The following is a 19105-nucleotide window of genomic DNA, read 5'->3' as shown; positions in this document are numbered from 1 at the left end:
CTAGCGCAGGGAACTGCGGTAATCGATCACGTACGGCACTTTTTTGTCGAAGGTCTTTTCCAGCTCGTTACGGTCGAGCTTGCTCATGCCACCCAGCTGGTGGGCGGTAAACCCGCTGTCGCCCACCTGTGAACCCGGCGCCAGGCTGACCATGCGCTTGGCGACGGCTTCGATGGCGTCCTTGTAACCGCCCTTCTTGTTCAGGTTGTACTTGCCCAGGTCAATTTGAGTGCGCAGCCAATTGCCCCAGTAGAACTCCAGGAACTCCGGCGCGACCTCCCCCGCGTCCGGCTTGCCATAGGCGGCCTTGCGGGTGAAGTACACCAGGCTGCGGAAGGTGTCGTCCTGCAGATTCTTGAACCCCAGGTGCGCCGGTAACTGCTCGGGCGGCAGGGTCTGGCCCTGCTTGTCCTTGAGCCAGACCTTGCGCGCGGCCTGCATGCGCTGCCAGAAGCTCTTCATGTCCGGGCTGTTGCTGAAGTCATCGGTGACCTTGACCCACATGTTCAAGCGAGGGCCGCCGCCCGGCACTTCCCACAGGGTGGTGAAGCTGTGGTGACCGTCGGTCAGGTACAACTGGCCGCCGGGGCCGACTACAACAGTTTTCATGTCGTCGGTGTGGGTGCCGACCGGGTCCTGGCAGGTAAAGCTCGACGGCTGGTGCAGGTCCGCGCCTTTGGGCACGTTGTCGGCTTCGCCCTGGCCGTTGGTCTCGCAGTATTCATCGAAGACCTTGGCGGGTTTGTCGGCGAACAGGCCCAGGCTGTAGTAAATCTGGTCAAAGCCCACCACGGCCTGGGTCGGGTGCAGTTGTTCGAGGGCCACCTCGATCACCTGCCCGGGTTTTGGCGTGGAAAACGCTTGGGCGTGGGCAGCTACCCCACACAACAACAGTGCAACAGTCCATGAATACAGGCGCATGCGTTTCAGATCCTTATGAGTAAAGTGAAGCGGTTATTTACGTCGCGAGCGGCTAGAATCAACCCTATCCGTGAACCACAAAATAGCCAGGAGCCATGATGAGCTCGACCAACCCGCCCTCCCACACCGCCAAGCTGGATCGCATCCTTGCCGATGCCCAGCGCGACCGGGAAATGGGCTACCGCGACAAAGCCTTGAAGATGTACCCCCACGTGTGCGGCCGCTGCGCCCGTGAGTTCTCGGGCAAACGTCTGAGTGAACTGACGGTACACCACCGTAACCACAATCATGATGACAATCCCCAGGACGGTTCCAACTGGGAATTACTGTGCCTGTACTGCCACGACAACGAACACTCGCGCTACACCGACCAGCAGTACTTCGGCGAAGGCTCCACCAGCAGCCCGACAATTGCCAAGGCCACGCATAACCCGTTTGCGGCGTTGGCGGGGTTGATGAAGAAAGACGACTGATCGTCCATTGGTGTTAGCACCGGCCTCATCGGGGGCAAGCCCCCTCCCACATTCTGACCGGCGTACGCAAGCCTAGTGTGGGAGGGGGCTTGCCCTCGATGGCGATCGTCCAAGCAACACACCCCCCCAAGGCCGTATAATCGCCGTTTTTCTCCAAGGCACCCTTCCCCGTGGGCAATAAACGCTACAGCTGCATCGGTCTGTATAACCCCAAATCCCCCGAAAACGTCGGCTCTGTCATGCGCGCCGCCGGTTGCTACGGCGTGGCCTCGGTGTTCTACACCGGCGTGCGTTACGAGCGCGCCCGGGATTTCATCACCGACACCAAGAAGGTCCACCACGACATTCCGCTGATCGGCATCGACGACCTGAAAAAGATCCTGCCCCTGGGCTGCATCCCCGTTGCCGTGGAGCTGGTAGAGGGCGCCCGCCCTCTGCCCGAATACACCCACCCCGACCGTGCGCTGTACATTTTCGGCCCGGAAGACGGCTCGCTGGATAAAGAGATCCGCGACTGGTGCGAAGACGTGGTCTACATCCCGACCACCGGCTGCATGAACCTTGCCGCCACGGTCAACGTGGTGCTCTACGACCGCCTGGCCAAGGGCAACAACACCCGTTCGGGCCCCAAGTACTGATATTTCGGGAACATCCGGCGCCTGCTGGCAGTCAGCTATTTATCAATAGCCCTTGTTGGAGACAGATCATGAGCGACAGCAAAACCTTGCGACCTATCATCGAACACACGCCCTTTGAAACTCAGCCAAAGCAGAACGTGCACGGGTGGGAGCGCATCGGCTCGGTGGCCGGTGGCGTGATGATGGTGGGCAAAGGCCTGCGCCGTGGCGGGATTTTCGGCCTGATCCAGGTGGCGATTGGCGGCGTTGCGCTGGCCCGTGGCTTTACCGGGCACAGCTCGCTCAAGGACAAGCTGGAACAGGGCCGCCAGGAAATGAACACGGTGCGTACGAAGATCGAGCGGGCCGGTGCCGAGCTGAAAAACCTGAAAACCAAGGCAGAAGTGGCTGCTGAAAAAACCACTGGCTAAAGAAGATCTTCCAAACAATGGAGATCTAAATGTGGGAGTGGGAGCGGGCTTGGGATCAGTGCAGCAACTTGCTGTCGAGCACCACCGACGACTCGCCGATGATGCTCTCGGCAAGCTGCACAAACTCCGCCGTGGTGATGCGGTTGGCCCGCATCACCGCTTGGGCCAGGTCATCCAGCGACCGCTTGTTATGGGTCTTCACGCGGATCTCGCGATCCAGCTCCTGCAACACCACCACCGCCCGTGACACTGTCGCGCCGCTGACGTGCTCGCCACGCAGGCTGGTCACGTCCTTGCCTTCCTTCGCCAAGCGCGCCTGTATCGCCTGATAACGTTCATCGGTGATGCCGCCGGCGCGGCGCAGCAGCTCGATAGCGTAATACTCGCCCAGGCCTTCGCTGATCCAATCACTGGTGTCGTGATCGTTGAAACGCCCTATCGCCTGCACCACTTCACGAAGCAACGGGCTGCCGCCGTGCTCGCTGACCAACGGGGTGCGGCTGTTGAGGAAGACCGAGTCATGCGCCGAAAAGGCACCACGGCGCATCGGGTCGCTGGCGCCGACCACCAGCAACTTGGCCGGGTGCCGCGGGAACGCCGTTTCCACCTGCGGCCAGACAAAGGTCAGCAGCGTCAACACATCCATACGGCGCATGGCCTGGCCCTTGGGCGAGGCCACGGTGACTTCGGTTTCGCCCAGGCGCACCCGGCGGCTGCCGAGGTTGCCAGCGAGCATCCAACCGGTGGGCCGGTCGAACAGGCGCGACACGTTGTCGATGCGAAACTTGTTCTTGCCGATGCGCGGCCAGGCGGTTTCGACGCTTTTCCAGCCGGCCGGCAGTTCGAACACCAGGCGCGAGACCAATTCTACGCCGTCCTGCTGGTCGAGCCGCGCCGTCGGCACCAGGTCTTCCCCGCGAAACAGCGCCCAGCCCGGTGTCATCCGTGCTTCGTAGCTGCCCGGCTTGCGCGCATGAGTGAGACGTACGCGGTAGGTCAGGCTGGCCTTGTCGGCGCTGGGTTGCCACAACCCACGGTGCTCCTTGACGCTCCACTGGCCGTCGGCCTTGAAGTCGCTGTAGTCGCCGTCGCGGCCCAGGTCGAAGTTCAGGCTGCGCACCGCCGAGCCCTGGGACAGGCTCAGGCGCACCTCGGCCTGATCGCTCTGGGGCAGCAGTTTGACGTGATAATCCAGGTCGACTTTCTTCGCGCACCACCCAGGCTGACTGAGTGCCAACAACACCAGGCTTGCCGCCAGCTTGGTTACCACCCTCATACACACTCCCCTTTCAGCCCGCGCGGAAAATCAGGTAGTCCTCCCAGTCGTCCTCGGGCACGCTGCCTTCGCTGAGCATGCGCCCGGACTGGGAAATGCGTTCATGGTGCACGGCATCACGGTCGCCGCAGACCAAGTGGTGCCACAGCGGCAAGTCCTTGCGCTCGCTGACCAGGCGATAGCCGCAGGTGGGCGGCAGCCATTTGAACTGGTCGGCCTGGCCCGGGGTGAGCTGGATGCAGTCCGGCACCGACGCACGACGGTTGGGGTAGTCGGTGCACTGGCAGGTCTTGAGGTCGAGCAGTTTGCAGGCGATACGCGTGTAATAGACGCTGTTGTCGTCTTCATCTTCAAGCTTTTGCAGGCAGCACAGGCCACAGCCGTCGCACAACGACTCCCACTCCTCCTGGTCGAGGTGTTCGAGGGTTTTGCGTATCCAGAAAGGTTCGACTTTGGCGGCCATGGCTCTACATCAGTATCGGTAGGTGAAAAGGCCGCCAGTCTAGTGCCCACGGCTGCGGGATCCAAGCGCTTACGACTGGCGGTGTTACAACACTTGTCAGTCTAGTGACTGCACAGTAGCTTTGAGGGCCGAATTGACGATCAGGAACTGCTCCATGACACGTGTTGCCGACTATCCGATCCACACCCAGTTCACCGACCGCTGGTCGCCTCGCGCCTTCACCGGCGAGAGCATCTCCAAGGAAACCCTGCTGAGCTTCTTCGAAGCCGCACGCTGGGCACCCTCCGCCTACAACTCCCAACCCTGGCGCTTTCTCTACGCACGCCGCGACACGCCGGACTGGGAACGCTTCCTGGGTTTGCTGAATGAATTCAACCGTGGCTGGGCACAACATGCGTCGGCCCTGGTGATCATCGCCTCGAAAACCGACTTCACCGCCCCCGGCGCCACGGAAGAAACCCCGGCGCTGTGGCACACCTTCGATACTGGTTCCGCCTGGGGCCACCTGGCGCTGCAAGCCAGCCTCAGCGGTTGGCACACCCACGGCATGGCCGGCTTCGATCAGGAACTGACTCGCAAAGAGCTGAAGATCCCGGAAGGTTATGCGCTGCATGCCGCCGTGGCGGTTGGCAAGCTGGGGGACAAATCGAGCCTGCCGGAGTACCTGCAAGGCCGTGAAGCGCCGAGCCCGCGCAAGCCACTGAGCGAGCTGGTGTCCGAGGGTGACTTCAGCCTGTAATGCCAAGAGGAGCCGGCATGCCGGCTCCCCTGCTGTCAATAACCGCGCTCGAAATCCACGTTACCGCGCAAGTCTTGCCCGGCCTGATACGCCCGCAGGTTTTGCACAAACAGCTCCACCATCAATGCCGGCGAGGTCGGCGCGGAGCTGTGCCCGGTCAGCAGCAACCCCCAAGCGGTCCAGAACGGATGACGTTGCGGCAACGGCTCCTGACGACAGACATCGATCACCGCACCCGCCAGGTGCCCTTCTTTCAGCGCTTCGACGAGGTCGGCGTCCACCACCGCCACACCGCGCCCGACGTTGATAAACAACCCGGTCGGCTTGAATTGCTTGAACAGCGCCGCGTCGTACAGGTCATGGGTACTCGGCGTGTTGGGCAGCAGGTTGATCACGTAATCCACCTCCCCCACCAGCCGGCCCAACTGGTCGAGCCCGGCCACTTCGATAAACGGCGCCTGCTCACGTACGCAACTGGCAATGCCGTACAGCTTGACGCCAAACGGCACGAGGAACTCGGCAACGCTCTGGCCGATATCACCGGTGCCGACGATCAACACCTGGCGCCCCGCCAGGCTCTGGCCCGTGCGGTTGTCCCATTTGCGCTCGACCTGGCTGACCAGGCGGGCCAGCACTTCGCGCTCATGGCCAAGCATATAAGCGAGGACAAACTCAGCCATGACCTGGCCATAAATGCCCACGGCACGGGTGAGGCGATAGTCGCGCGGCAAGCCGTCGGCCAGCAGCGGCGTGATGCCCGCCCAGGTCGATTGCAGCCATTGCGGGCGATGGCCCTGGCGCAACAATGTGGCCAACAGGTCCGGCTGGCCCAGCCATACCGGGCAATCGGCGGCCAGGCGCGACAGTTCGGCCGAGTCGCCGCTGGTCAGCACTTCAAGGTCCGGTGCCGCTTCGCCGAGCAATTGGGCGTAGAGCGGGTGATCCTGTTCAGCAATCAGAACGCGCATGCATAAAACCTTTCAAAAACACTACGGACGGCCGCCCGCTTCCTTACGGCCACCGCCCACTTATACGATTCCATTGAAGCGAGTGCCCCGGACGGGGCACCGGTCGATCACATCGGGTCGTTGCGGCGCAACAGCTCTTCGGGCAAGTGTTCGATGTACTCGTCCTCGGCCGGCGGCATTTGCAGGTGGTAGCCCTGCTTGTCGAGGTTTTCCAGGACTTGCACGATGTCTTCCTGTTGCAGCTTGCGCTCGGGTGTCAGCACCAGGTCGAACGCGTGGGCCGGCTTGCCGAAAATCGTGATCAGCGCGTCAGGCACACGCTCAAGGGCATCGCTCTTGAGCACATAGAGGTACATACCGGCGCGTTTGGAGCTGCGGTAGATGGAGCAAATACGTTTCAAGGCTGTTCTCCGGCGGTGGCCAGGCTGTCGAGCAGCGCCTGGCCCATCAACTCGCGGCGCCAGCCACGCAGCGAGTCTGGCAATTGGTAAGGCCCATCGGGGTAGCCACTCTTGACCAGGGCTTCGAGGGTTTTCTTGCGCAGCATCAGCTCCGGTGCCATGTCCAGGCGCTCGGCCTCAGCCTGGCCCAGGGCACGCAGTTGCTTGATCAGCGCGGCGGCATCCACCGGCAGAGGCTCGGCAACGGCGGGCGGCCATTGGTCCATGGGCACGCTGCCGGCACGCTTGATCAGGTCCAGCAGGAACTGGCCGTCCTGACGCACGGTGCGCGGGTGCATGTCTTCGATCTTGCCCAGGGCGGCGAGGTTATCCGGCTGGGATTTGGCCAGGGGCCACAGCGAGTGTTCACGAATGATGCGGTTGCGCGGCAAATCACGGGCGCGGGCTTGCTGTTCGCGCCAGGCGCACAGTTCACGCAGCACGGCGAGCTGGGCGCGGGACAGTTTCCACGCCAGCTTGGCGTCGCGGTACACCTCGTACGGGTCGACTTCGCGGCGCAGGTTGGCGACCAGCTCGGCACCGTCTTCCAGCACCCAGGCGTATTTGTCGTCGGTCAATCGCGGACGCAGCCGCGTATAAACCTCGGCCAGGTGCACCGCGTCTTCGGCGGCGTAGCTGACCTGGGTCTCGGACAATGGCCGCTGCAACCAGTCCGAACGGGTCTCGCCCTTGGGCAGCTCAATGTCCAGCACGGCTTGCACCAGGCGCGAGTAGCCCATGGAGAAACCGAGGTTCAGGTAAGCCGCCGCCAATTGGGTGTCGAACAACGGCGCCGGCAGGCTGCCAGTCAGGCGCAGCAACACTTCGAGGTCTTCGCTGCAGGCGTGCAGCACCTTGATCACCGCCGGGTTCTCCAGGAGCGCAGCCAAGGGTTGCCAATTGTCGATGGTCAGGGGATCGATCAGGTAAGCGCGCACGCCATCACCGATCTGGATCAGCCCGGCAATGGGATAAAAGGTGTCGACCCGCATGAATTCGGTGTCGAGGGCGACGAATGGCAACTGCTGCCATTCGGCGCAATGCTGGCCGAGGCTATCGTTGTCGCAGATCCAGTGAATATCGATGGCCACACGGCTCTCCCTTGAAGAATGGCGCGCAGTATATATCGCGAAAGGGGCTAGCGAGCATCCGCAGTGCACAGCCGACCATGAAAACTCAGACAGGAGATGAAGAATAGTCCGACAGGCGGGAGTTATCCTCTCTTACGAAGAACGTAGACCCGCCACAGGTTGGCGCCCGGCATGAACTCGTGGTGGCTCAGGACCTTGAAACCGGCCTGGCGGAACTCCTCCTCAGCGCTTGTACGAGATGGCACAGAGACAATCACCGAGTCGCGGCTGACCCGGTGAAACTCACGCAGCAACGCCTGGCGCCCTTCGCTGCTGGGCACATGGCGAAACAATTCCAGGCAGAAAATGCAGTCCACTGCATTGGCTGACAAGCCGATGGAAAACGCCGAACCCTGGAATGTCTTGACCCGCTTGAGCAGGGCCGCCGGGTGGTGGGTAAGGGCATGGTCGAGCATGTCCTGGGAGTTGTCCGACGCCAGGATGACCCGGTTGACGTGTTCGGCCAGCACCGGCCAGAAGCGCCCCGAACCGCAGGCCAGGTCGAGGATCAGGCCCGGCTCACCCGCAACCTTCAAGGCCTGACGCACCAACCACTCGTCGCGCCAGGCCGCCAGGCGCCGCATCAGCCCGGGCGGACGCGTGTCGCCGCAGACCCTGGCGTGCTCACGACCGCAGCGCTCGGCGTATTCAATCTCGATGGAGGAAGGAGTGTGTGGCGACATCACGGGCTCATATGGGTGGAACGGCAGTGAACGACCTTGATTCGCAGCTTAACCAGCGCAACGTGAAAAAAAGGTCGAAACCGTCATTGCCGTCAAACCGATCACGCCGGGTGCAAATACCAGCGCCAATCCTGCTCCCCTACCTCGCCCATGAACTGGCGGTATTCGGCGCGTTTTACCGCCAGGTACACGCCGAGAAACTCACTGCCAAATGCCTCGCGTGCCCAACTGGACCCTTCCAGCGCGCGCAGGGTGGTGAGCCAGTCGGTGGGCAGCAGCTCCTTGGCCTGGGCGTAACCGTTGCCTTCCACCGGGGCGCCGGGGTCGCATTGCTCGCGGATGCCGCGATGGATCCCAGCCAGGATCGCGGCAGCGGCCAGGTAGGGATTGGCGTCGGCGCCGCAGATGCGGTGTTCGATGTGCCGTGATTTGGCCGGCCCGCCCGGCACCCGCAGGCTGACGGTGCGGTTGTCCACGCCCCAGGTGGCGGCCAGCGGTGCGTAGCTATTGGTCTGGAAGCGCCGGTAGGAATTGGCGTTGGGACAGAACAGCAGCAATGAATCGAGCAAGGTACTGAGCATGCCGCCCACCGCCTGGCGCAACAGCGGCGTGCCATCGGTGGCCTCGCTGGCGAACAGGTTATTGCCCTCGGCATCGGCCAGGCTGACGTGCATGTGCATGCCGGTGCCGGCCAGATCGTCAAAGGGCTTGGCCATGAAGCAGGCGGTCATCCCGTGTTTATGCGCCACGCCCTTGACCAGGCGCTTGTAGCGCACCGCTTCGTCCATGGCCTGCAGGGCGTCGGTGCGATGTTCCAGGGTGATTTCCACCTGGCCGGGCGCGTATTCGGAAATCGCCGTGCGCGCCGGGATGCCTTGCAGTTTGCAGGCACTGTAAAGGTCGGCGAGGAACGGCTCGATCTGCTCCAGCTCGCGCAGGCCATAGACCTGGGTCGAGCGCGGCCGTCCGCCGTCCACATCGCATGCCGGTTGCGGGCGGCCATTGGCGTCGGGCTTCTGGTCGAGCAGGTAGAACTCCAGCTCGGCCGCCATCACCGGGTAGTAACCGTCGGCCTTGAGCCCGTCGATCACCTTGGCCAGCAGGTGCCGTGGGTCGGCCACCGTGGCAGGCAGGCCTTCGGTGGGGTGCATGCTGACTTGCACCGCCGCGGTGGGGATCAGCCGCCACGGCATGCGCTGCAGACTGCCGCTGATCGGGTAGGCGCGGCAGTCGATATCGCCCACATCCCAGACCAGACCGGAGTTTTCCACGTCGTCGCCGTTGATGGTCAGGCCGAGGATGGTGCTGGGCAAAGGGCGCCCGCTCTCGTAAACCGCCAGCAGTTCGTCGCGGTGCAATAACTTGCCGCGTGGCACACCGTTGTTGTCGAGGATAAACAGCTCGAACATCTCGATGTCCGGGTGTTGCTCAAGGAAAGACTGGGCTTCCTGCAGGCAGGCAAAAACACTCATGGGCATTCTCATACGTAGGGGGCAGGCAGGCGCACAGGTGCGCGCCATCCAGGGGATGGATCAACGTAGGAATGCGGTATCTGGTGGGCGGGCGTGCCGGCAGTGGAACAAAGCCCAGAACGCGAGGGCGGACGGCAGTGTCGCGGGGTGAGTGTCGGAGGAGCCGTCCATGCGGGGATCACAGTGCGAGAGATAACGGCCAGCGTCACACGCCGGCATAGGGCGGTTAAATTCAGGGTTGACGGAGTTTGGTTGCAACTTCGCTAAACATTTATCGTGCCTTGCCACCCTGCCCCACGCTGGAAATAATGGCCGCCCCGACCATGCCCCAAGGACTCGACCGCATGAAAGCTCTTTTCGCCCTGTGTGTACTCGGCCTGGCCACCAGCGCCCTGGCCGACACCGCGCCCTCGCGCCTTGACCAGGTGCTCGAGCGCGGCACGCTCACCGTGTGCACCACCGGTGACTACAAGCCCTACACCTCGCTGCGCGCCGACGGCACCTATGAAGGCATCGACATCGCCATGGCTGAGTCTCTGGCCAAGAGCCTCAACGCCAAGATCCACTGGGTGCCCACCACCTGGAAAAGCCTGATGCCGGACTTCCTCGCCCAGCGCTGCGACATCGCCGTGGGCGGCATTTCGGTCTCCCTGGAGCGCCAGAAAAAAGCCTTCTTCAGCCAGGCCCTCGGCGTCGACGGCAAGATCCCCCTGGTGCGCTGTGCCGACGTGCAGCGTTACCAGCGTGTCGAGCAGATCAACCAGCCGAATGTGCGCGTGATCGAACCGGCGGGCGGCACCAACGAAGTGTTTGCCCGTGCCCATCTGGGCCAGGCGCAAATCCGCTTGCACGACAACGTGACCATCTTTGACGAACTGCTGGCCGGCAAGGCCGACGTGATGATCACCGACGCCAGCGAAGCGCGTTACCAGCAAAAGCTCAAGCCCGGGCTGTGCGCAGTCAACCCGGAACGGCAGATGCAATACAGCGAGAAAGCCTTCCTGCTGCCCCGCGATGATGTGGCGTGGAAGAGCTACGTCGACCAGTGGCTGCACCTGAGCGTGGCCACCGGCGTGTACGACGGCATCGTTAATCAGTGGCTGGCGGCGCCTTGATCAACGCGACAAAGGCCCGGCATGCGGCGCTGCGATAGGCGCCCCGGCGGCTGAGCAGTGCCACGGTGCGTTGCGGTAACGCAGGCTCGATCGCTACCGCACGCAACTCCGGCTGGGCCTGGGCAATCGCACTGGGCAGGATGGTTGCCAGGTGGGTGTTGCGCACGATTTCGATGATGGCACTGATGGAATTGGCCTCCATCGCAATCAACGGCTTTACCCCTTGCTCGCGGCAATAGCCATCGATGTAGCGCCGCGTCGCAAAGCCTGGGTTGAGCAATACCATCGGCTGTTCCAGCCACTGCCGGTCCTCCAACCCAGGATGGCCAGCCCCCACCACCACGCTCAACGCTTCGGCAAACAGCCCTTCGCATTCGATATCCGGCAGATGTTCGCCGGTAAAACCGATGCCGATATCCAGCAGGTCCTCGGTGAGCGCGGCCTCCATGCGGTCCTGGGTCAGCTCTTCGACGCTCAGGGTGATTCCCGGATACAGGGCGTTGAACCGCGCCAACAACGGGCCGATCAGGTAGGCGGTGAAGGTCGGGGTCATTGCCAGGCGCAGGCTGCCCCGGCTCAAGTCCTGCACGTCATGCATGGCCCGCGTGCCCGCCTGCAGGTCCTGCAAGGCCAGGCGCGCAAAGCGCACATAGGCGGCGCCGGCATCGGTGAGGCTGACACTGCGCCCGGAGCGGTCCAGCAACGGCGCGCCAAGGGTGTCCTCCAGTTGTTTGATCTGTTGCGACAAGGTCGGCTGCGACACATGCAGGGCCTCGGCGGCACGGGTGAAATTGCGGTGCTCGGCAACGGCCAGCAGGTATCGGATATGGCGCAACAGCATCGGCGGGCCTCCAACTATAGGCATGACTTATAGAAACCATAATAAGCCGGTCTTGGACGCTATACCTGAAAACTCCCATCCTTGCCCCATCAGCGACGCAAGGAGAACCCCATGCAAGACCTCATCAACGGCTTTCGCAAGTTCCAGTCAGACGCCTTCGGCCAACGCAGCGACCTGTTCAAACACCTGGCCACCACCCAGAACCCCGGCACGTTGTTCGTGTCCTGTTCCGACAGCCGCGTGGTCCCGGAACTGCTGACCCAGCAGGAACCCGGCGATCTGTTTGTGATCCGCAACGCCGGCAATATCGTGCCGTCCTACGGCCCGGAGCCGGGCGGTGTGTCGGCCACGGTCGAATACGCAGTGGCCGTGCTGGGCGTGCGCGACATCGTGATCTGCGGCCACTCCGACTGCGGCGCCATGACCGCGATCTCTACCTGCAAATGCCTGGACCACCTGCCGGCCGTGGCCAACTGGTTGCGCCACGCCGAGTCGGCCAAGCTGATCAACGCCGCCCGCGAGCATGCCTCGGACGCCGCCCGCCTGAGTGCGCTGGTGCGCGAAAACGTGATCGCGCAACTGGCCAACCTCAAGACCCACCCTTCGGTCGCCCTGGCGCTCGGGCAAGGCCGGCTGACCCTGCATGGCTGGGTATACGACATCGAGACCGGCGCCATCGACGCCCTGGACGAACGCAGCGGTGGCTTCGTGTCGCTGCTGGATCAGATGCACGCTGCCTGACCCTATTCCAACCCAGAGGACCACACCATGTTGCAATCCCACTTCACCCAAACCCCACGCCTGGCCCTGGCCGATACCGTTATCGAGCTCAAGGCGCGCAAGAATCTGTCCTGGCAGGACCTCACCGACGGCACCGGCCTGAGCCTGGCCTTCGTCACCGCCGCCCTGCTCGGCCAGCACCCGTTGCCCAAGGAGGCCGCTGACGTGGTGTGCGACAAACTCGGCCTGGACCAGGACGCCAGCCGCCTGCTGCAAAGCGTGCCCCTGCGCGGCAGCTTCCCCGGCGGTGTGCCGACGGATCCGACGATGTATCGCTTCTACGAAATGCTCCAGGTCTATGGCTCGACCCTCAAGGCGCTGGTGCACGAGCAATTCGGTGACGGCATCATCAGTGCGATCAATTTCAAGCTGGACATCAAGAAGGTCGACGACCCGGACGGCGGCTCCCGCGCGGTGATCACCCTGGATGGCAAGTACCTGCCGACCAAACCCTTCTGACTGGCCCGCAACCGTCTACGCTCTTGGCACACCAACAAGAACGAGGGACCGGTAATGAAGGCACTGCTCCGACTCACCTGGCTGCTGCTGTTGTGTTTCAGCCAGGTGCACGCCGCAACGGCTCAGGATGAGGACGCCCAGGCCGCCAAGGCGCTGCTGGAAAAAGCCTTGGCGTACTACCAGAGCAATGGCGACAAGGCGTTTGCCGCGTTCAGTCGCCAGGGCGAGTTCGTCGACCACGACCGCTATGTGTTCGTGGTCGACACCCAGGGCGTGCTGCTGGCCAGTGGCGGGCCCTCGTCTGCCTTGATCGGGCGCGATGTGTCCGAGGTGCTCGGGCCGGATTTGCGCCAGTCATTCAAGGCCGCGCTCACGGTGCCGGAAGGCCAGGGCATCCAACAGGCCGATTACCGCTGGCAGAACTGGAACGACGGCAAGGTCGAGCACAAGCATGTGTTTTATCAGCGCGTGGGCGAGCGCATTCTCGCGGTGGGTTATTACTTGCCACGGGCCACGCCGGAACAGGCCCGGGCCCTGCGCAACAAGGCAGTGAACGCACTGCTCAAGGATGAAACCGGCACGCTCAAGGCCATCAACTCCTTGCAGGGCGGTTTCCTGCAGGATGACCTCTATGTGTTCGTGGTCGACCTCGATACCCAGCGCTACGTGGCCCATGGCACCAACCTGCGCCTGATCAACACCGACTTCAGCAAGATCAAGGACCCCGACGGCAAGCCGGTGGGCGAGCCGATCCTGAAGCTGATGGCCGAGCAGGACCAGGGCGAATACAAATACCGCTGGAAAAACCCGGTGACCGACAAGGTCGAGAACAAGCATGCGTATGTGCGCAAGGCCGGGCATTTCATGGTAGCGGTGGGTTACTACAGCCCTTGAAGGGTGAAACGCGGTCAAAACTGTGTGTGGGGCTTGCTCGCGAATGCGGTGCTTCAGTTGAAACATCTTTGACTGACACACTGCATTCGCGAGCAAGCCCGCACATTTAGTTCATCGTGGTGCCCGTTACTTAGCTTTGTCTTCGCGGCCGCGCAGCACGCGGTTGGGCATCGCGATTGCCGCCGCAAGGCCCAACAGCGATACCGCCGCACTCACCATCAGCAAATGCCGAAACGTCACCGCGAGTTCTCCGCGCAGGGTGTCCTGTGCCGGGCCGGGGGCGGCGTTGAGGCCGTCGAGCAGCACATTGCCGGAACTGCCCTCGGCCACCAGCGCGCCGCTGGCCAGGTGGGCGAAGCTGGAGTCCTGCAACAGCGCCAGCAACAACGCAGACATGCACGCAACCCCTACTGCTCCGCCGAGGGAACGGAACAGGTTGGTGGTGCTGGTGGCGACGCCGATATCGCGTTGCTCCACCGAGTTCTGCGTGCCCACCAGCGACGTGGGGAATTGCATGCCAGCGGCGATCCCGCACAGCAACATGAACATCGCCGTCAGCCCCACCGCCTGGGGCGCGCTCAAGGCCATGCCGAGAATCGCAAAGGGACTCAGCAAGGCGCCACTGAGGATCATCGGTTTATAACGGCCGGTCACCGAGGTCATGCGCCCGGCAAAATAGGCGCCCATCGGCAAGCCCATCGCCAGGGGCAGCAGGTGCAGGGCCGCGCTGTCGGCGCCTGAGCCGGTCACCGTCTGATAGCGCAACGGCATCAGCACCGTCAGTGAAATCGCCTGGAAGCTGGTGAAGAAAATCGTACACCAGCACAACACCGCACTGCGGTTGGCGAACAGATGCATCGGCAACAGCGGCTCACGCGCGCGCCGCTCATGCCAGACAAACACCGTCAACGCCACCAGCGCACACGCCAGCAAGCCCAGCACCGAGTCACTACGCCAATGCTGGCCCTGGCCGATTTCGGTAATGCCCAGCAGCAAGGCGGTCAGGCCGATGATCATCAGCAGCGTGCCGAGGTAATCGATGATCGGCTTGCGCTGCGGCACCGGCAGCCCGACCAGGGTGCGATGGGCCACGTACCAGGCGCCGGCGCCCAGTGGCAGGTTGATCAAAAATACCCAACGCCACGACAGGTACTCGGTCATGTAGCCGCCGAGCACCGGCCCGGCCACGCTGGCCACCGCGTACATGCTGCTGAAATAACCCTGGTAGCGCCCGCGTTCGCGGGGCGGGATGATGTCGCCAATGATCGCCTGGCTCACCGAGATCATGCCGCCGGCGCCGATGCCCTGGAGGATCCGCGCCAGCACCAGTTGCTCCATGCTTTGCGCCATGCCGCAGAACAGCGAGGCCAGGGTGAACAGGCCCATGCCGATCAGCATCATCGGCCGCCGCCCGTACAGGTCGCCAAGCTTGCCGTAGATCGGCACCGCCACGGTCATCGCCACCATATAGCCGGAGATGACCCAGGCCAACAGGTTGACGTCGTGGAACCGGGCGGAGATCGCGGGCATGGACACGGCGACAATGGTCTGGTCCAAGGCCCCCAGGAAGATCGCCATCATCAGTGAGGCGAGGATGCTGCGCACAGCGGGCAGCGGCGGAACGGGCTGAGTGAGGTGCGTCACGGCAAGACCTTCGAGCAGGGCCCGCGGGAAAAGGCGGCCCGCAGGAATGCTCGATACGATAGCAGGCTATTCGATAGCTTCGTAAGGAAGCCCGACGTAATTTTCGGCGATGGTCTTGCGCCCGGCCTCGGAGTGGATGAAGTAATCGAGCTCACTCTCGGCGATGCGCTGGCTGAAGCCATCCGCCTCGGGAAACTGATGCAGCATCGAGGTCATCCACCAGGAAAAGCGCTCGGCCTTCCACACCCGCCGCAGGCAGATCGCAGAATAGCGCTCGAGCAAATCCACCCGCCCCTCGCCGTAGACCTTGAGCAGAATCCGATACAGGGTGCTCACGTCACTGGCCGCCAGGTTCAAGCCCTTGGCCCCGGTGGGCGGCACGATATGCGCGGCATCGCCGAGCAGAAACAGGCGCCCGTACTGCATGGGCTCCACCACAAAGCTGCGCAGCGGCGCGATGCTTTTTTCGATCGACGGGCCGGTCACCAGGTCGGCTGCAAGGTGGCTGGGCAGGCGGGTTTTCAGTTCGTCCCAGAAGCGCGCATCGGACCACTCATCAAGCGGCTCCTCCACCGGCACTTGCAGGTAATAACGGCTGCGCGTCGGCGATCGCATGCTGCACAAGGCAAAGCCACGCGGATGTTTGGCGTACACCAGTTCAGGGTGAACCGGCGGCGTGTCGGCGAGGATACCCAGCCAGCCGAAGGGGTAGACCCGTTCGAAGACGCTCAGTGATTCGGCCGGGATCGATTGGCGTGCAACCCCGTGGTAACCATCGCAACCGGCGATGTAGTCGCACTCCAGGCGAAAGGCTTCACCGTGATGCTCGAAGGTCAGCCAGGGTCGATCACTTTTGAGCTCGTGGGGTTGCACGTCACGGGCTTCATACAAGGTGATGGCACCGGCGGCGGCACGGGCGGCCATCAGGTCGCGGGTGACTTCGGTCTGGCCGTAGATCATGACCGTCTGGCCGCCGGTCAGCGCCTTGAGGTCGATGTGGGTCAGCTGGCCATTGAGCGCCAGCTCGAAGCCCTCATGCACCAGGCCTTCGTTATCCATGCGCTGGCTGACGCCCGCCTGCCGCAGCAGGTCGACCATGCCTTGTTCCAGCACCCCGGCACGGATGCGGCCTTGTACGTAATCGGCGCTCTGGCGCTCCAGGATCAGAGTCTGGATACCGGCGTTGTGCAGCAGTTGGCCGAGCAACAGTCCGGAGGGACCGGCGCCAATAATGGCGACTTGGGTTTTCAGCGTTTTCATTATTTTTATGGTCCGCAAGTTCCACTCGAACGGATTGAGTGAAAGAGTTGTCATTGGTCTTGTTGCTGACATTTTTCACTTGAGTGGCCGGCATAAGAAGGTGAAAACTGAGCCAAAGCCTGCGCTTTTTGCCAATCGGGGCGATTACCGCACCACTCTCCTGAGTATCGGATTGAAACCATGACCAAAACCGCGATTCCGGTCTTCAAGCTTTACGGGGAACACCAGCAATGGCCGACGCCCGATTTGTTGCACTGCGAAACCATTTCCCGGCGCAGTCGGGAATACCAGTGGGAAATCCAGCCCCACCGGCACGCGGATCTGTGCCAGTTGCTGTATGTGCACAAAGGTCAGGCACAATTGGAAATCGAAGGGCAGCGCAGCACGCTGAACGAAGCGACGCTGCAAGTCCTGCCGCCGCTGTGCGTGCACGGTTTTCGGTTTCCCGAGGATGTCGAAGGCTACGTGGTAACCCTTGCGGCGCCGCTGGTCAGCCACCTGCAGACACAACTGGGGGCGACGGTGGACGGTCTGCAGTCCCTGGGCAGTTACCCGGCGGGCAACGACAGTGATTACCTGAACAGCCAGTTCGCCCGTTTGCAGGATGAGTACGCCGACGCACAACCGGCCAGGGACATGATGATGCACGCGCTGGTCAGCGTATTGTTGGTGTGGATCAGCCGCCAGGCCATCCAGAAACGCCACCCACGGGCGCCGAGGGGGCGTGAATACTTCCGCCGCTTTACCCAACTGGTGGAACAGCATTACCGCGAACATCCGAAGATCGAGGACTTGGCCCACAAGCTCGGCATCTCGGTCTCACACCTCAACGGCACGTGTCGGGAACTGGGTGGGCAGCCTGCGCTGCAGATCATGCACGACCGTCAATTGCTGGAAGCCAAGCGCCTGCTGACGTACACCAGCATGACCATCAATGAAATGTCGGAAGTGCTGGGTTTTTCCGACCCGACCAACTTCTCGCGGCTGTTCCGCCGACGGGTCGGGTTCTCACCCAAGGCGTTTCGTGAGCAACTCAAGGCGGAACAGCCGGTTACCTGAGCGCACTGAAACTGCCGGTATGGGGTACGCATTGGTCCTGATGGCAGCTGATCGCAAAGGTCGGCTGCATGCGGGTCAGTTCAACACGGTAGGCAGCGGTCCCGTAAAGCGCGCTGGCGATGGCGCACAGGGTGACAATCATCAGGTACTTTCTGGTTTTAATGCTCATGGCACAGACCTCTGCGGATCTAAACGGTGCTGTTTAAAGCATAGGTCAACCAGGGCGAGTTGCCATTATTGGACGACATTCAACAGGTTTATGTCGCCCTACAGACCCAGCCCTTTCAAGGTCTTTAGGTAGAGCTGGAAGTACCGCTGTGGCGAGCGGGCTTGCCCCGCGTTGGGCTGCGAAGCAGCCCCAAAACCAGCGCCAAAGAATGCCTGACCCACCGCACTGCTCCTTACAGGGTCGCTTCGCAACCCAACGCGGGGCAAGCCCGCTCGCCACCGTTGCAGTGTTCGCCCTTGATGGAACGGTATCGACCAGGTATGGCCGGTTTTTCAAAGCCTTGAAAGGGCAGGTCCTACAGACCAACGTCCCACGCAGGTTCCTCCGGAAACCTCAGCACCAGAAAATCCAACAGGCTGCGCAGCGCCGACGGCATGTGCTTGCGCGAGGCGTACACCGCATAGATGTTCATCTGCCGGGGCTCGGCGTCGGGCAGCAGGCGCACCAGTTCGCCACGGCGGATGTAATCGCCGGCCTGGTAAGTGGGCAGCATCGCCACACCTGCCCCGGCCAGCGTCACGCGCAACAAGGTGCTGGCCTCGTTGGACGTGATGTTGCCGGTGATGGGCACCGAGACGTGCTCGCCCCGCTCTTCGAAATGCCACAGGCTCTTGCCGAAATAGGAATGGGTGAGGCAGTTGTGCCCGGCCAGGTCTTCGACTTTCTGCGGCGCCGGATGCTCCAGCAGATACGCCGGCGAGGCGCACACCACCGAGCGGCACAGGGTCAGGCGCCGGGCGATGAGGTTGGGGTCCAGGTCGTTACTGGTGCGGATGGCCAGGTCGATGCGCTCATCCACCAGGTTCACCGTACGGTCGAGCATTTGCAGGTCGACGGTCACCAGCGGGTAGCGCTTGACGTACTCGGCAATGGCCTCGGCCAATTGCGCCTGGCCGAACGAGGTGCTCACGCTCAGGCGCAGCAGGCCACGGGGCGCGTCATCCGGCTCGCTGACGGCGGCTTGCATATCGCAGCACAGTTCCAGCAATTGTCGGCAGCGCGGCAGGGTTTCACCGCCCGCTGCCGTGAGGCTGAGCTTGCGCGTGGTGCGGTGCAGCAGGCGTGCGCCGACCCAGTCTTCCAGCTCGGCCAGGTAGCGCGACACTACCGGGCGCGACAGGTCCAGATGATCGGCGGCAGCGGACTGGCTGCCCAGGTCCACCACGGTGACAAACACGCGCATTGCTTGGAGACGATCCATGATTTGCCCG

General features: G+C 62.7%; 22 protein-coding genes. 9 read left to right on the top strand and 13 right to left on the bottom strand.

Features of this window, described 5'->3' with window-relative positions; all coding sequences use genetic code 11:
• Positions 1 to 921: a ParB/Srx family N-terminal domain-containing protein gene (locus tag ACZ445_RS07735; protein ID WP_464705004.1), complete on the bottom strand. Its 921-nt coding sequence runs from the start codon at positions 919 to 921 to the stop codon at positions 1 to 3.
• A gap of 98 nt (positions 922 to 1019) precedes the next feature.
• Between ACZ445_RS07735 and ACZ445_RS07730 the strand changes: the two genes are divergently transcribed.
• The 3 genes from ACZ445_RS07730 (at position 1020) to ACZ445_RS07720 (ending at position 2442) form a co-directional block, all read left to right on the top strand.
• Positions 1020 to 1394, top strand: coding sequence for a YajD family HNH nuclease (locus tag ACZ445_RS07730; RefSeq protein ID WP_025858458.1), 375 nt, complete (start codon positions 1020 to 1022; stop codon positions 1392 to 1394).
• Positions 1395 to 1564: 170 nt separating this feature from the next.
• The gene (locus ACZ445_RS07725) at positions 1565 to 2032 is read left to right on the top strand and encodes an RNA methyltransferase (protein WP_003189607.1); all 468 of its coding nucleotides are present in this window, start codon (positions 1565 to 1567) and stop codon (positions 2030 to 2032) included.
• Positions 2033 to 2100: 68 nt separating this feature from the next.
• Positions 2101 to 2442, top strand: a complete 342-nt coding sequence (locus ACZ445_RS07720; protein ID WP_058425094.1) for a YgaP family membrane protein — start codon at positions 2101 to 2103, stop codon at positions 2440 to 2442.
• Positions 2443 to 2497: 55 nt separating this feature from the next.
• Here ACZ445_RS07720 and ACZ445_RS07715 read toward each other — a convergent pair whose 3' ends face one another.
• Together ACZ445_RS07715 and ACZ445_RS07710 are read right to left on the bottom strand one after the other, a co-directional pair.
• Positions 2498 to 3718, bottom strand: coding sequence for a hypothetical protein (locus ACZ445_RS07715; protein ID WP_310862723.1), 1221 nt, complete (start codon positions 3716 to 3718; stop codon positions 2498 to 2500).
• 13 nt (positions 3719 to 3731) lie between these two features.
• A complete protein-coding gene (locus ACZ445_RS07710) occupies positions 3732 to 4181 on the bottom strand; it encodes a YcgN family cysteine cluster protein (RefSeq protein WP_003172524.1) in 450 nt (149 codons plus the stop codon).
• A 154-nt stretch (positions 4182 to 4335) separates the two neighbouring features.
• Here ACZ445_RS07710 and ACZ445_RS07705 point away from each other — a divergent pair, with 154 nt between their 5' ends.
• Positions 4336 to 4920, top strand: coding sequence for a nitroreductase family protein (locus tag ACZ445_RS07705; protein ID WP_058425096.1), 585 nt, complete (start codon positions 4336 to 4338; stop codon positions 4918 to 4920).
• Between the two features lie 35 nt (positions 4921 to 4955).
• Here ACZ445_RS07705 and ACZ445_RS07700 read toward each other — a convergent pair whose 3' ends face one another.
• From ACZ445_RS07700 to ACZ445_RS07680, 5 genes are all read right to left on the bottom strand, one after another.
• Complete coding sequence (locus ACZ445_RS07700; RefSeq protein WP_058425097.1) at positions 4956 to 5888, bottom strand: D-2-hydroxyacid dehydrogenase; 933 nt, start codon at positions 5886 to 5888, stop codon at positions 4956 to 4958.
• Between the two features lie 107 nt (positions 5889 to 5995).
• Positions 5996 to 6289, bottom strand: coding sequence for a YcgL domain-containing protein (locus tag ACZ445_RS07695; protein ID WP_058425098.1), 294 nt, complete (start codon positions 6287 to 6289; stop codon positions 5996 to 5998).
• A complete protein-coding gene (gene rnd / locus ACZ445_RS07690) occupies positions 6286 to 7419 on the bottom strand; it encodes a ribonuclease D (protein ID WP_058425099.1) in 1134 nt (377 codons plus the stop codon). The genes ACZ445_RS07695 and rnd overlap by 4 nt, the downstream gene beginning before the upstream one ends.
• A 122-nt stretch (positions 7420 to 7541) precedes the next feature.
• Positions 7542 to 8141 (bottom strand): class I SAM-dependent methyltransferase, encoded by a 600-nt coding sequence (locus tag ACZ445_RS07685; RefSeq protein ID WP_058425100.1) that lies wholly within the window; start codon positions 8139 to 8141, stop codon positions 7542 to 7544.
• 101 nt (positions 8142 to 8242) lie between these two features.
• Complete coding sequence (locus ACZ445_RS07680) at positions 8243 to 9613, bottom strand: glutamine synthetase family protein (RefSeq protein ID WP_058425101.1); 1371 nt, start codon at positions 9611 to 9613, stop codon at positions 8243 to 8245.
• A gap of 344 nt (positions 9614 to 9957) precedes the next feature.
• On the opposite strand from ACZ445_RS07680, the gene ACZ445_RS07675 reads away from it, so the two are divergent.
• Positions 9958 to 10728 carry a transporter substrate-binding domain-containing protein gene (locus tag ACZ445_RS07675; RefSeq protein ID WP_058425102.1) on the top strand — a complete coding sequence of 257 codons (771 nt, stop codon included), beginning with the start codon at positions 9958 to 9960 and terminating at the stop codon, positions 10726 to 10728.
• Here ACZ445_RS07675 and cynR read toward each other — a convergent pair.
• On the bottom strand, positions 10703 to 11569 hold the full coding sequence (cynR, locus tag ACZ445_RS07670; RefSeq protein ID WP_058425103.1) for a transcriptional regulator CynR: 867 nt from the start codon (positions 11567 to 11569) through the stop codon (positions 10703 to 10705). The genes ACZ445_RS07675 and cynR overlap by 26 nt on opposite strands.
• A 111-nt stretch (positions 11570 to 11680) precedes the next feature.
• Here cynR and ACZ445_RS07665 point away from each other — a divergent pair, with 111 nt between their 5' ends.
• From ACZ445_RS07665 to ACZ445_RS07655, 3 genes are read left to right on the top strand one after another with little or no spacing between them, the layout of a single operon-like run.
• Complete coding sequence (locus ACZ445_RS07665) at positions 11681 to 12310, top strand: carbonic anhydrase (protein WP_058425104.1); 630 nt, start codon at positions 11681 to 11683, stop codon at positions 12308 to 12310.
• 27 nt (positions 12311 to 12337) lie between these two features.
• Entirely contained in the window at positions 12338 to 12808 is a 471-nt protein-coding gene (gene cynS / locus ACZ445_RS07660; RefSeq protein WP_464708179.1) for a cyanase, read from the top strand.
• 54 nt (positions 12809 to 12862) lie between these two features.
• Entirely contained in the window at positions 12863 to 13702 is an 840-nt protein-coding gene (locus ACZ445_RS07655; protein ID WP_464708178.1) for a cache domain-containing protein, read from the top strand.
• A gap of 126 nt (positions 13703 to 13828) precedes the next feature.
• Here ACZ445_RS07655 and ACZ445_RS07650 read toward each other — a convergent pair whose 3' ends face one another.
• Together ACZ445_RS07650 and pobA are read right to left on the bottom strand one after the other, a co-directional pair.
• Positions 13829 to 15346, bottom strand: coding sequence for an MDR family MFS transporter (locus tag ACZ445_RS07650; protein WP_464708176.1), 1518 nt, complete (start codon positions 15344 to 15346; stop codon positions 13829 to 13831).
• Positions 15347 to 15412: 66 nt separating this feature from the next.
• The gene (gene pobA, locus ACZ445_RS07645) at positions 15413 to 16597 is read right to left on the bottom strand and encodes a 4-hydroxybenzoate 3-monooxygenase (RefSeq protein ID WP_183133294.1); all 1185 of its coding nucleotides are present in this window, start codon (positions 16595 to 16597) and stop codon (positions 15413 to 15415) included.
• A gap of 189 nt (positions 16598 to 16786) precedes the next feature.
• On the opposite strand from pobA, the gene ACZ445_RS07640 reads away from it, so the two are divergent.
• Positions 16787 to 17665 carry a helix-turn-helix domain-containing protein gene (locus tag ACZ445_RS07640; protein WP_058425109.1) on the top strand — a complete coding sequence of 293 codons (879 nt, stop codon included), beginning with the start codon at positions 16787 to 16789 and terminating at the stop codon, positions 17663 to 17665.
• On the opposite strand, the gene ACZ445_RS07635 is transcribed toward ACZ445_RS07640, so the two are convergent.
• Positions 17658 to 17834 carry a hypothetical protein gene (locus ACZ445_RS07635; protein WP_165447907.1) on the bottom strand — a complete coding sequence of 59 codons (177 nt, stop codon included), beginning with the start codon at positions 17832 to 17834 and terminating at the stop codon, positions 17658 to 17660. The genes ACZ445_RS07640 and ACZ445_RS07635 overlap by 8 nt on opposite strands.
• A gap of 355 nt (positions 17835 to 18189) precedes the next feature.
• A complete protein-coding gene (locus ACZ445_RS07630) occupies positions 18190 to 19095 on the bottom strand; it encodes a LysR family transcriptional regulator (protein ID WP_058425110.1) in 906 nt (301 codons plus the stop codon).
• Positions 19096 to 19105 lie beyond the last annotated feature (10 nt).

It is taken from the genome of Pseudomonas allii (genome assembly GCF_055380095.1).
Note: the sequence above shows the minus strand (reverse complement) of the source record. Positions and strands in the feature narration are given on the sequence as shown.

Bases quoted from the DNA above. Each gene is read 5' to 3' on its own strand.
- ACZ445_RS07735 (WP_464705004.1), bottom strand. From the start codon at position 921: ATGCGCCTGTATTCATGGACTGTTGCACTGTTGTTGTGTGGGGTAGCT.
- ACZ445_RS07730 (WP_025858458.1), top strand. From the start codon at position 1,020: ATGAGCTCGACCAACCCGCCCTCCCACACCGCCAAGCTGGATCGCATC.
- ACZ445_RS07720 (WP_058425094.1), top strand. From the start codon at position 2,101: ATGAGCGACAGCAAAACCTTGCGACCTATCATCGAACACACGCCCTTT.
- ACZ445_RS07715 (WP_310862723.1), bottom strand. From the start codon at position 3,718: ATGAGGGTGGTAACCAAGCTGGCGGCAAGCCTGGTGTTGTTGGCACTC.
- ACZ445_RS07710 (WP_003172524.1), bottom strand. From the start codon at position 4,181: ATGGCCGCCAAAGTCGAACCTTTCTGGATACGCAAAACCCTCGAACAC.
- ACZ445_RS07705 (WP_058425096.1), top strand. From the start codon at position 4,336: ATGACACGTGTTGCCGACTATCCGATCCACACCCAGTTCACCGACCGC.
- ACZ445_RS07700 (WP_058425097.1), bottom strand. From the start codon at position 5,888: ATGCGCGTTCTGATTGCTGAACAGGATCACCCGCTCTACGCCCAATTG.
- ACZ445_RS07685 (WP_058425100.1), bottom strand. From the start codon at position 8,141: ATGTCGCCACACACTCCTTCCTCCATCGAGATTGAATACGCCGAGCGC.
- ACZ445_RS07680 (WP_058425101.1), bottom strand. From the start codon at position 9,613: ATGAGTGTTTTTGCCTGCCTGCAGGAAGCCCAGTCTTTCCTTGAGCAA.
- ACZ445_RS07675 (WP_058425102.1), top strand. From the start codon at position 9,958: ATGAAAGCTCTTTTCGCCCTGTGTGTACTCGGCCTGGCCACCAGCGCC.
- cynR (WP_058425103.1), bottom strand. From the start codon at position 11,569: ATGCTGTTGCGCCATATCCGATACCTGCTGGCCGTTGCCGAGCACCGC.
- ACZ445_RS07665 (WP_058425104.1), top strand. From the start codon at position 11,681: ATGCAAGACCTCATCAACGGCTTTCGCAAGTTCCAGTCAGACGCCTTC.
- cynS (WP_464708179.1), top strand. From the start codon at position 12,338: ATGTTGCAATCCCACTTCACCCAAACCCCACGCCTGGCCCTGGCCGAT.
- ACZ445_RS07655 (WP_464708178.1), top strand. From the start codon at position 12,863: ATGAAGGCACTGCTCCGACTCACCTGGCTGCTGCTGTTGTGTTTCAGC.
- ACZ445_RS07640 (WP_058425109.1), top strand. From the start codon at position 16,787: ATGACCAAAACCGCGATTCCGGTCTTCAAGCTTTACGGGGAACACCAG.
- ACZ445_RS07635 (WP_165447907.1), bottom strand. From the start codon at position 17,834: ATGAGCATTAAAACCAGAAAGTACCTGATGATTGTCACCCTGTGCGCC.
- ACZ445_RS07630 (WP_058425110.1), bottom strand. From the start codon at position 19,095: ATGGATCGTCTCCAAGCAATGCGCGTGTTTGTCACCGTGGTGGACCTG.